General features: G+C 63.6%; 8 protein-coding genes and 1 pseudogene. 5 read left to right on the forward strand and 4 right to left on the reverse strand.

The features are described from left to right. Positions 1–21: 21 nt before the first annotated feature. The 3 genes and pseudogenes from Cocul_RS08480 to Cocul_RS08490 form a co-directional block, all read right to left on the reverse strand. Positions 22–699, reverse strand: coding sequence for a response regulator (locus Cocul_RS08480; protein WP_055122850.1), 678 nt, complete (start codon positions 697–699; stop codon positions 22–24). Next, positions 692–1,828, reverse strand: coding sequence for a sensor histidine kinase (locus Cocul_RS08485; RefSeq protein ID WP_055122851.1), 1,137 nt, complete (start codon positions 1,826–1,828; stop codon positions 692–694). Before Cocul_RS08485 ends, Cocul_RS08480 begins: the two co-directional genes overlap by 8 nt. Then, positions 1,818–4,170 (reverse strand): annotated as a pseudogene (locus Cocul_RS08490) (ATP-binding cassette domain-containing protein). The gene Cocul_RS08485 and the pseudogene Cocul_RS08490 overlap by 11 nt, the downstream one beginning before the upstream one ends. A gap of 46 nt (positions 4,171–4,216) precedes the next feature. Between Cocul_RS08490 and Cocul_RS08495 the strand changes: the two are divergent. The 4 genes from Cocul_RS08495 (at position 4,217) to Cocul_RS08510 (ending at position 9,519) form a co-directional block, all read left to right on the forward strand. After that, a complete protein-coding gene (locus Cocul_RS08495) occupies positions 4,217–6,172 on the forward strand; it encodes a BCCT family transporter (protein ID WP_245622179.1) in 1,956 nt (651 codons plus the stop codon). A gap of 138 nt (positions 6,173–6,310) precedes the next feature. Then, positions 6,311–6,853, forward strand: coding sequence for a lactococcin 972 family bacteriocin (locus tag Cocul_RS08500; protein ID WP_245622181.1), 543 nt, complete (start codon positions 6,311–6,313; stop codon positions 6,851–6,853). Between the two features lie 74 nt (positions 6,854–6,927). Further along, positions 6,928–8,856, forward strand: a complete 1,929-nt coding sequence (locus tag Cocul_RS08505) for an ABC transporter permease (RefSeq protein ID WP_150114427.1) — start codon at positions 6,928–6,930, stop codon at positions 8,854–8,856. Between the two features lie 18 nt (positions 8,857–8,874). After that, positions 8,875–9,519 carry an ABC transporter ATP-binding protein gene (locus Cocul_RS08510; protein ID WP_055122853.1) on the forward strand — a complete coding sequence of 215 codons (645 nt, stop codon included), beginning with the start codon at positions 8,875–8,877 and terminating at the stop codon, positions 9,517–9,519. Between the two features lie 21 nt (positions 9,520–9,540). Here Cocul_RS08510 and Cocul_RS08515 read toward each other — a convergent pair whose 3' ends face one another. Further along, the gene (locus Cocul_RS08515; RefSeq protein WP_055122854.1) at positions 9,541–10,428 is read right to left on the reverse strand and encodes a patatin-like phospholipase family protein; all 888 of its coding nucleotides are present in this window, start codon (positions 10,426–10,428) and stop codon (positions 9,541–9,543) included. Positions 10,429–10,545: 117 nt separating this feature from the next. Here Cocul_RS08515 and Cocul_RS08520 point away from each other — a divergent pair, with 117 nt between their 5' ends. After that, entirely contained in the window at positions 10,546–10,896 is a 351-nt protein-coding gene (locus Cocul_RS08520; protein WP_055122855.1) for a DUF2218 domain-containing protein, read from the forward strand. Positions 10,897–10,921 lie beyond the last annotated feature (25 nt).

Here is a 10,921-nt window from a genome sequence, read left to right on the forward strand (position 1 = left end):
GGGGGAAATACGGGTGGAGTTTTATCCCCCTGGGGAGGGAGGGCTCAGGCGCGCGCGGTGCGCGAGCACCACGAGGGCCACGCGGTCGCGGCAGTGAAGCTTGGAGAGCAGGTGCGAGACGTGGGTTTTCACCGTGGCGGCTCCGATGACGAGTTCCCGGGCGATCTCCGCGTTGGTTTTCCCCGCCGAGATGAGGGTGAGAATATCGAGTTCGCGGGGGGTGAGCAGGCTCAGCCCTTGGCGCTGCTGGGGTGGCAGGTCTCCGGCCCCGGCTACCGCCTGCCGGTACGCGCGGAAGAGGTGCCCGGCGGCCCCGGAACTCAAAACGGAATCGCCGCGCGCGACGGCGCGAATAGCCTGGGCGAGTTCCTCCGGTTCCGCGTCCTTGAGCAGAAACCCGGCCGCGCCGGCGGCGATGGACTCCCGGATGAGGGATTCCTCGTTGAAGGTGGTGAGCATCAGCACCGTGATCCTCCGGGCTACCAGCGCGCGGGCGGCCTCGATGCCAGTGACGTTGGGCATGCGAATGTCCAGAACCGCCACGTCGATGAGGTGCGCGTGCGCGGCGTCGAGGGCCTGGGAGCCATCGTGGCAGGTGGCCACCACGGCGATGTCCGGCTCCGCGCCTACGATGGTGCTCAGCGCGGAGGCGAGCAGCGGCTGATCGTCCGCGATGAGCACGCGGATGGGCCTAGTCATGGGGGACCTCCTGAAGAGGAAGAGAGGCGGACACCCGCCAGCCGTTGTCCGTGGGGCCCGCGTGCAGTTGGCCGCCCAGGGACTCGGCGCGTTCGCGCATGCCGACGATCCCGGTGCCGGTGCCGGAAGAATGGGGCTGGGGCGGGCCGGTGCTGGCGATGGTCATGCTCAGCGCGCGGGGAGCACGGCGCAGGCGGTAGGTTACCGTGGCCTGTTTTCCCTGGTGGCGAAGCACGTTGGTGAGTGCCTCGGTGCTAATCCGGTGAAGCGCGAGGGCGTGTTGCACCGGAATCTCGGACAAGATAGCGGGCGGGTAGTCCGTGTTAATGGCGAGCCCTGCTTCACGGAACCGCTCGATCACCTCCGCGAGGGTGCCGGGGTGGTGTGCCGGAACATCGGCGTTGCGCAGCGTGGCGACGATCCCGCGCACCTGAGCGAGGGCTTCCGCGCTGACCCCGCGTATGGTGCGCAGGGAGTCCGTGGCGGCAGCGGGGTCGCTGCGCGCGGCGACGATCCCGGCCGAGGACTGCACCGTGATGAGCGTGAGGCTGTGCGCCAGAACGTCATGAATCTCCTGGGCGATGAGAATGCGCTCACCCTGGCGGGCGGCCCTCTCCTCCTGGGCACGGCGCTCCTGACCGCTGCGCCGGTATAGGGCCCAAAGGTACGCGCACCCGAGGATCGCCCAGTGCCAGGAGACAAAAACGAGCCAGTCCGCCCCGGAGCGATAGCGCAGATCGTCCACCCCGGCGATCCGCCACATCGCGGGGCTCAGCGGGCTACCCACGAGGCAGACCACCAAGGCCCCCAGCCCCACGCGGCGATCGTGAAGGTACCGGGTGGTGGAATACACCGCCAGGGGAGCGGCGAGGAGATAGGGCGGCACCCCTGTGTTGGCGGGAACCGCCGCGAGGACGGACAGCGCCCACCCGAGGAGCAGGGCGAGCATGGCCACGGCGGAGGGCAGTACCCGGGTGCGCCATAGGAACAGGGGCGCGATGAACCCCACCGCCAGCGCCGCCTGAACGCACAGCACGGGGGTGGGGTGCTCAATGGCGGTGAGGAGATAGACCAGCGCCGCGAGTACCCCGAGGGCGCCCAGGGAGGCGTCGCCCCACTTAGGCTTCATCGCCTGGTTCTCCCACGAACTCCGCCAGGTACTGCCCGGTTACCGTCCCGGAGGCCGCGAGGTCAGCCGGGGTGCCGCTGAACACCACCTGGCCACCCTGGGAACCGGCACCGGGGCCGAGGTCGATCACGTGATCCGCCCGAGAGATCACGGAGAGGGAGTGCTCCACCACGATCACGCTGATCCCCTGATCCACCAGGCGATCCAGCACGTTCACCAGGTTCTCCACGTCCGCCAGGTGCAGGCCGCGCGAGGGCTCGTCCAGGATGTAGCGGGTGGCCTTATCTGCCATGTGCGTGGCCAATTTGAGGCGCTGGCGCTCCCCATCGGAGAGTTCGGTGAGCGGCTGCCCGAGGGTGATGTAGCCAAGGCCGACGTCGCTCAGCCTGCGGCAGATCTTGGCGGCGGCGGGCACCTTGGACTCCGTGGCGGCAAAGAAGTCCGCGGCCTGGTCTGCGGAAAGCTCCAGCGCGTCCGCGATGGTCAAACCGCCAAAGGTGTATTCCAGAACGGATTCCTCGAAGCGGCGGCCCTCGCACACCTCACACGGGCTAGCCACCCCGGCCATGATGCCCAGGTCCACGTAGATCACCCCGGCCCCCTTGCAGTGGGGGGCAGGCGCCATCGGAGTTGGGAGAGAACAGCCCCGGCTTGACGCCGTTGGCCTTGGCGAAGGCCTTGCGGATGGGATCGAGCACGCCGGTGTAGGTGCCGGGGTTGGAGCGGCGAGATCCCTTGATGGCGCTCTGATCGATGTACACGGTGTGCTCGTCGCGGGGCAGGCAGCGCACCAGGGAGGACTTGCCGGAACCCGCCACGCCGGTGATCGCGGTGAGCACGCCCAGAGGTACGTTCACGTTCACGCCTTGCAGGTTATTGCGCCGGGCCTCGCGGATCTCCAGGAAACCCTGGGGCTTACGCACTTGCTCCTTGAACCGGCCGCGATCAAAGAGGTGCTGGCCGGTGATGGTTCCCGCAGCCTCCAGGCCGGATACAGGCCCGGAGTAGCACACCGTGCCGCCCTGGGTGCCGGCCCCCGGCCCCATGTCCACCACGTGATCGGCGGCGAGAATGGTTTGGGGGTTGTGCTCCACCACCAGCACCGTGTTGGACTTATCGCGCAGGCTGCCCAGCAGGCGATTCATCTTCTCCACGTCGTGCGGGTGGAGCTCGGCGGTGGGCTCGTCGAACACGTAGGTGATGTCCGTGAGCGCGGAGCCGAGGTGACGCACCATCTTGGCGCGCTGGGCCTCGCCCCCGGAAAGCGTGGCGGTGGCGCGATCCAGGGTGAGATACCCCAACCCCACGGCGACGAAGTTATCGAGGGTGGCGCGCAGGGCGTCGATAAGCGGGGCAAGGTTGGGGTGTTCTAGCCGTTCGGCCCATGTACGCAGCTGTGCGATCTCCATGCTGCACAGATCCGCGATGTTCTTGCCCTCGATGGTGGATTCCAGGGCGTGCGGGGCCAGGCGGGTGCCGCCGCAGGCCGGGCAGGCGATGAAGGTGACGGCGCGATCCACGAACTCGCGGATGTGCTTTTGCATTCCCTCCCGGTCCTTGGCCAGCATGGAACGCCGCAGCCGGGGAAGCAGCCCCTCGTAGGTCATGTTGATCCCGGCGATCTCCATCTTGGTGGGTTCCTTATCCAGGAACTCCGCCAATTCCTTTTTATTAAAAGAACCGATGGGCTTATCCGCGGGGAAGAGGCCGGACTCCGCGTACATGCGGTAGGACCATCCGCCGGTTTTATAGCCGGGAACCTTCAGCGCGCCGTCCGCCAGGCTGAGGGAGGAATCAAAGACCTCGTCAAGGTCAAAGTCCGTCACGCGTCCCGTGCCCTCGCACTGCGGGCACATGCCGCCGGTGCGGTGAAAATCCTGGCGCTCCTTTTTGCTGCCGTTGACAGAGATGGCCCCGGAGGCGCTCACCGAGGGCACATTAAAGGAGTATGCCCCGGGCCCGCCCGCGCTGGGGCTGCCCATGCGGGAGAAGAGAATGCGCAGCATGGCGGTGGCGTCGGTAGCCGTTCCCACCGTGGAGCGCGGGTTGGCCCCCAGCGGCTCCTGATCCACCACGATGGCGGTGGTGATGCCCTGGAGCAGATCCACGTCCGGCCGGGGTAGGGAGGGCATGAAGCCTTGCACGAAGGAGGAATACGTCTCATTGATGAGCCGCTGCGACTCCGCCGCGATGGTGGAAAACACCAGCGAGGACTTGCCGGAGCCGGACACCCCCGTGACCACCGTGAGCGTGCGTTTGGGCAGATCCAGGTCAATCCCGCGCAGGTTGTGCTCGCGCGCGCCGATGATGCGTATGGTCTCATGAAGGTCGTGTGTGGCCATGCCCGCGATCCTACTAGGCGGGTGGGACGGGCTATGTTCGATAGATATGTCTGATACTCACGACACTCACGACGCCGTCCCGGCGGCCACCCAGCCCGAAAGGGCCCCGCAAAAGCCCTCGCAAAAGCCCCAGCGCCCGGGGCGCGCCCGCGCCTTCCTGCGGGAGGTGACCTACCCCCACAGCATTCACCCGGCCCTCGTACCCGGCGTGAGCGTGGAGGACCAGAAGATTCGCTACCGCATCGACCGCCCCATCACGCTCACCGTGGGCGGGCTGATCCTGGCCTTCGTGACCTGGGGCGTGCTGGCCCCCGAACAGGTGCTGCGGGTCTCTACCGCCGCGCTGAACTGGGTCATGCTCAACCTCGGCTGGGTATTCAGCAGCCTGGCCATCGGCCTGGTGGTGGTTCTGCTGGTGCTCGCGGTGTCCCGGTACGGGCGCATTCCCCTGGGGCTGGACGGGGAGGAACCGGAGTATTCCACGCTCTCCTGGGCGGCCATGCTCTTTGCCGCGGGCATCGGCATCGCCATCATCTTCTTTGGCCCCTTCGAGCCAATGAGCTTCTACCTCAGCCCCCGCCCCGGGGCTTACGACGCCGCCTCCCAGGACGCCGTGCTGGGTGCGCTCGCCCAATCCGCCCTGCACTGGGGCATCAACGCCTGGGCGATCTACGCCGTGGTGGGGTTGTGCGTGGGATATGTTTCCTACCGGCGCGGGCGGGTGCCGCTGATGAGTTCCATCCTCATGCCGCTTGTGGGTCACCGCTCCACCACCTCCGTTCCCGCGCGGATCATCGACTCCCTGGCGATCATCGCCACTCTCTTTGGCACGGCGGCCTCCCTCGGCATCGGGGCCGCGCAGATCAGCACCGGGGTGGAGGTGGTTAGCGGCTGGTCTCCGGAGGGCAACGCGCTGGCCATTGGGGTGATCGTGGTGTTGACCATAGGCACCATCGCCTCCGCCGTCTCCGGGGTGGCCAAGGGAATCCGCTGGCTCTCCAACATCAACCTGGTATTGGCCCTGGGCCTCGCCCTGTTCTTCTTCCTCGTCGGACCCACCGCCTTCCTCATCAACATGCTGCCCGGGGTGCTGGTGACCTACCTGGGCTCCATGCCGGACATGCTGGCGGCCAACATGGGCCAGGGGGAGGAGATGCAGCAATTCCTCTCCGGGTGGACCACCTTTTACTGGGCGTGGTGGGTATCGTGGTCCCCCTTCGTGGGAGTATTCGTGGCCAAGATCTCGCGCGGGCGCACCATTCGCCAATTCATCTTTGGCGTGCTTTTTATCCCCTCCACCATCATCATCCTGGCCTTTAGCATCCTGGGCGGCACCGCCATCTGGTTGCAGCGCCGCGACGGCACTATCGCCCCCGGTAATGATCCCGCCGCCCTGCCCAGCCCGGAAAGCATCTTCTTTGTGGTGCTCGATCACCTCCCCGGGGCGCAGATCGTGGCTCCCATCGTGATCGTGATGCTGGCGGTCTTTTTCATCACCACCGCCGACTCCGCCTCCCTGGTCAATTCCCAGCTCTCCCAGCAGGGCAACCCGAAACCGCGCCGTGCGGTCACCGCATTCTGGGCGCTGTGCATGGCGGGAATCGCCGTGGTGATCCTGCTCAGCGGCGGAGACAACGCGCTCAAAGGCCTGCAAAACCTCGTCACCATCACCGCCCTGCCCTTTGCCCTGATTCTGGTGGCCATGGTGGTGGCGCTCCTGCGGGAACTGCGCCACGACCCCGCCGCGATCCGACAGGACTATCAACGCCGCGCCGTGGCCAACGCCGTAGTGCACGGCGTGCGCGAATACGGGGACAACTTTGCCCTGGCCGTAGAGCCGAGCCGGGAGGAGGAATACGCCACGGGGGCGGGCTTCGACTCCGCCGCCGAGGAGGTGGTGGATTGGTACGCGCGCACCGACGAGGAGGGCAACCGCGTGGGTTATGACTACGAGACGGGGGAATATCTGGAGGAGCCGAACGACGGGCCGAACCGGGGGTGATGGGGGGGTAGGTCCTACGCGGCTTTGGACGCGCGATGGAGTGGTGGTTGTGGGGCTGTGGGTGGTGGGGTGACCAGTAATTATAGGAGGCTTGGAGGGGAGCGATGGAAAAATCTATGATTTAAACTATAAACTTTAGTGAAAACTATTGCGGTGTTATTTTCCCCTGCTGTACTATCAGTTTCGACGATCAAAAGTATGGGTGCGATCCAACCCAAGTTGGTGGCCGCGTGCCGCCCCACGTATGAGGAGGTTGCCGTGATGGGAAAAAAGATCGCGGGGGCTATTCTTTCTTCTGGATTGTTCTTTGGCCTGTGGGTTCCGTCGGTTCATGCGGAAGAGGGGATTTCTGATTCTTCCGTGGAGAGCGACTACGCAGGATATGATGATGGCGTTCTGAAGGAGATTCGGGAAAACGATCACCCCCGCCCCTTCCGATTTCTCGCCGTAGGGAAGAGGGTGGAGTATCCGAACGGCGGAGGCCGGTGGGAATATGGATTCTGGAGCGATAACGTCCGATCCTATTTCAATCATCCCAGCAAGTGTCATGGGAGTACCGTGATTCTTAATGGGAATAAGGTGCGGAGTGTAGATACTGAACCGGGGAAGTTTTCGTATGCGGCCAAATGGGCCTACAATCTTCCTAACTCGCGCGATCAGTACTATTACCGATTCTGCTGATTGAGGGGTGGTTGGGTTTCGTCCTGTGGGGCGTGGCCCAACCTTTTTCTATCTATCAATAGAAGAGGTTTTCCATGAATAAATATATTCAACGAGTGGCTGTTCTTCTGTGCGGGGTCATCGTCGTGGCGATTACCTCCGTGTTGGCTCTCTTGGTGGCGGAACTAGACGATAAGAACGCCTCCCTTGCGCTTGAACCCAAGTATATCGCGGAGCTTGACTTCTCCCGGAGCGATGCTCCGGCCGCTGCCGCGCACGAGCGCCTGGTGGAATTGAATGAGGAACTGGGGCTTGGGTTGGTGAAGCCGATTCGCCGCTCGGAATCGGAGACGTTTGTTTTCTTTCAACATGGTACGGAGGGGATTCCGGGAGAAGTTCCGCGTATGGACGGATCAACCTCGGCCACTGCCTCGGTGGAAGCCCTTGAACACTCGGTGCCCGGTGGCGTTTATCTCCTGCTTGAGGGCGATGCTGACCTGGAGGGATTCTCTCGGGGCCTCCAGGATATGAACGCAGAACTGGGCCGGATCGATGAGGTCTCCGCGGCAAGCATCTTCCGGTTTTATCTGGCGCGGCAGCCGATGATTTTATTTTCTCTGTGTGCCTTATTGTTCCTGCTCGGTGCCCTCGCGGTGTACTGGGCGGGGGTGCGGGGGAGGCGCCGTCAGCAGGAACTATTCTTTGGCCGGTCGGCCCGCTCCATCATCTCGCGGGACGTGATTACCCTTGTTTTACCCTTTTCTTCGGTCTTGGTTCTGGGCGGTCTGGTGATTTTTCTCTCCGTGGGTGCCCCCTTCAACCGTGTGGTATTGATAGTGGCGGCAAAGATATTCTTCTTTCTCACCGCTTCCCTTCTGGTTTTTCTGTTCCTTGTCCTGTGGATGGTGCGTCCCCAGATAGCGGTGGCGGGGCGCCGCACGGCGTGGATGAGGCGATTGAGGCCGATCATTATCCCCTCAAAGGCGATGGCTATCGCGTGTATCCTCCTGTCCTTCCCCTGTGTTATTTCTGCCTACACTGATTCTGTAGAAGCGCGGCGGGCTCATGACATTTCCTATGGAATTGAGCCATTCGTTGGATTTGGTGTTGGGGATATTCCGGATGAGGATTTTGAGAATAATCTTGCTGAATTTGGTGAGGTGGGACTGATGCTTCAGCAAGAGGGATCCGTGGTATTTAGCTTCCTTGCCCCGTCCATGTCCGTGGGGTTATCGGAAGAGGACAGCGCGCTGGGCTTTGCCAATGCGGCATGGTTGGAGGCCGTAGGGTTCTCTGGTCGGGTGGAAAGTGATGAGGTGGTGGCCTGGGAGGAGTTGCCGGGGAAGTATCGGGAAAGTATCCCTGCGGAGATTTGGTTGCGGCAGGGGGATACCCCGCCGGAGGGGTGGACGTATCACATCGTAAAGTCCCATTCCGGTATCGGAATGCTATCTCCGAGCATGGAGGGGGTGGAACTGGTACACGATATGGTTTTGGTGGAGGTTTCCACCATTGCGGATTTTAACGATAGCTTCCTGACCTCCGTTCTTTCTATGGGTAATATCGCGGCCAACAATATTGATGCGGCGTACCGTGCCCGCGATAATAGTAAAATCGGAGAGTATCTTTCCGTCTATTATGTTGGTGAAAATGCTATGTATCCCGCCAAGATGTTGGAGTACCGTGAACGGGTCATGGTTCTTTCCCTCGCGGTTCTCTTGATTACCTTTATAATGTTGATTCTGAGCGCAGCGGCGGTTGACTCGGTGCTCAATGCAAAGCGGAATATGCTACAGAATCTTGCGGGCTATCCCCGGTGGAAAATCGCGTTTTCCGCAGTGTGCACAGACGTTATTCTCATTGGCGCGCTGGGGGTGTTATCTGCGGTGCTGGCCGTACTCTTTGGAAAGCACGGTGCGGTGTTTCTGCCCGCCGTGGCGCTGGGGATCGCGCTTGCCTCCTTGTGGGCATACTCCGCCATGGCAAAGAGATCTATCGCGGCCGCCATGCAGAGGAAAATTTAAGGAAAGAGGGGAATAGATATGATGATTCGCGGCGCGGGGCTAGGATTTTCCTTTGGGGATAAGGTGGTGTTTCAGGGCATAAACATGGAGGTAAATCCCGGCACCATCGCGGCTTTGGTGGGGCCCAGCGGCAGCGGCAAGACGCTCCTGCTGCACACCCTGGGTGGGATGATAACCCCAGATCGGGGGGCGGTGTATGTGGACGGGGAGGAATCCTCGGCGTGGTCGGATACCCGGCGGCTCCGCTTTTGGCGGGAGTCCGCCGCCTTTATTCAACAGGATTACGGCGTGGTGGAGGAGGAAAGTGTGGCCTTCAACGTCACCATGCGTAGTTCCCTGTGGGGCCGCACGATCGTCCCTGACCACTCCAAACTCGATGAGGTTTTAGCGCGCGTGGGGTTATCCGGCCGGGCGGGGGAGACCGCCGCGCGGCTCAGCGGCGGGGAGAAACAGCGCGTGGCTATCGCGCGGGCGCTGTACAAGGGAGCCCAGGTGTGGTTTGCCGATGAGCCCACGGCCTCGCTGGACGCGGATAATCAGGGGTTGGTGCGCACCTTGTTCCGCGAGGCGGCGGAGAAGGGCGCCACCATCATCGTGGCCACGCATGACCTGGACTTTGCCCGCAGTTGCGAGCAGCGCGTGGAGTTAGGGAGCCAACGATAAAAGCCAGGGGTAAAACCGCTCTTAAGCCCCCTCCGCCTCTAAGAAGCGCCGCCACTGCGGCCACTCGCGGGCGGATTGCAGGGCCCCGCGGTCGAAGGAGCCCTGTAGTTTCTTGCCGTTGAGTTCCGTGGAGGCCACCAGCCTGCCCGTGGGGAAGAAGAGGTAGGCCCGGCCCTGCTTTTCCAGTTCCAGCAGCCGCGCGATGGTGCGGTTGTACCTTGTGTGGCGGGTAATCAGGCGCTCGGCCACCACCGGGTAATCGCTTAAGAGGTTGCGCAGCAGGCCGGGGCGCTTGATGGGTGTCTTGGTGTAGCCGCGCGGGTGGGTGAGCACCACGAAGAAGCGGGTGTAGCCGTCGGCCTCGGCGGCGTCGAGGGGGATCCCGCCGGAGGGGCCGAGCGCTCCGTCCACGTAGGAGACGCCGTCGATCTCCGGCAGGGGCATGAGCAGCGGGAGGGTGGAGGAGGCGCGGGCGCGAGCCAGCAGGGCCTCAGAATCGTCTATGTCCTGCCGCCCCCAGTAGACGGAGCGCCCGGAGTGCGCCTGCACGGCCCCGATGCGGAAGTCCGCGGGGTGGTGGGCGATGGCCTCGTAATCCAGGGGGCCGGGGAGATTGAGGGTGGGGGCGCGGCCGTAGATGTATTCCGCGTTGAAGTAGCCGCGCCCCCGCAGCAGGGAGGTCATGCCGCCGAACTGGGGGTCGGCGGCAAAGTCCACAAAGCTGTGGCGGGCGCGTTCGCGCTCGCCGGAGAGGTAGTTGATGGTGTGGGTGGCCCCGGCGGAGATGCCTCCCACCCAGCCAAAGCGAACGTCCTCGGCTAGGAGTCTGTCCACCACGGCGGCGGTGTAGGAGGCTCGCATTCCCCCGCCTTCGAGGACGAGTGCGGTATGGGGCGCATCAATCGTCATGGTGATCCACGGTACCCGGTTGGGAGGGGAGGTGCGGCCGGATACTGTGGCGGGGAGCATACAAAAGGTACGGGAGGGCGCGCGGGGTGGGGCGGGATGAGGGGTACATTGCTTTGTATGACCACTTCCACGGCTCGGGTGAGTACCGAGCGCCCCGCGCGTTATGCCAAGCAGATGGCCGATCACTTTGGCCGCAAGATCACCGCCCATTGGGATGAGGCGGCGGGCCAGGGGGCGTTGATTTTTGACGATCCCGAGCGCCCGGTGCGCGGCGAGGTTTCTCTGGTGGCGGGCGAGGGGGTGCTGCTCATGCACCTGGAGTGTGATACGGAGGAGGCCTGCGCGACCTTGGAGAAGGTGGTGGCCGTGCACCTGGTGCGCTTTGGCCGCAAGGATGAGCTGGTGGTGCGCTGGCGTCGTGCCGGGGGCGAGGCGGGGAGCGCCTGGGGCGTGGAGGATCTGGATTAGCGGGGAGTTTCGCCTACAATAACGG

Origin of the sequence: Corynebacterium oculi, from assembly GCF_001412105.1 — a bacterium.
GTDB classification, from domain to species: domain Bacteria; phylum Actinomycetota; class Actinomycetes; order Mycobacteriales; family Mycobacteriaceae; genus Corynebacterium; species Corynebacterium oculi.

Excerpts from the sequence above, each read along its gene's own strand:
- Cocul_RS08510 (WP_055122853.1), top strand. The coding sequence starts at position 8,875 with ATGATGATTCGCGGCGCGGGGCTAGGATTTTCCTTTGGGGATAAGGTG.
- Cocul_RS08505 (WP_150114427.1), top strand. The coding sequence starts at position 6,928 with ATGAATAAATATATTCAACGAGTGGCTGTTCTTCTGTGCGGGGTCATC.
- Cocul_RS08520 (WP_055122855.1), top strand. The coding sequence starts at position 10,546 with ATGACCACTTCCACGGCTCGGGTGAGTACCGAGCGCCCCGCGCGTTAT.
- Cocul_RS08485 (WP_055122851.1), bottom strand. The coding sequence starts at position 1,828 with ATGAAGCCTAAGTGGGGCGACGCCTCCCTGGGCGCCCTCGGGGTACTC.
- Cocul_RS08480 (WP_055122850.1), bottom strand. The coding sequence starts at position 699 with ATGACTAGGCCCATCCGCGTGCTCATCGCGGACGATCAGCCGCTGCTC.
- Cocul_RS08495 (WP_245622179.1), top strand. The coding sequence starts at position 4,217 with ATGTCTGATACTCACGACACTCACGACGCCGTCCCGGCGGCCACCCAG.
- Cocul_RS08515 (WP_055122854.1), bottom strand. The coding sequence starts at position 10,428 with ATGACGATTGATGCGCCCCATACCGCACTCGTCCTCGAAGGCGGGGGA.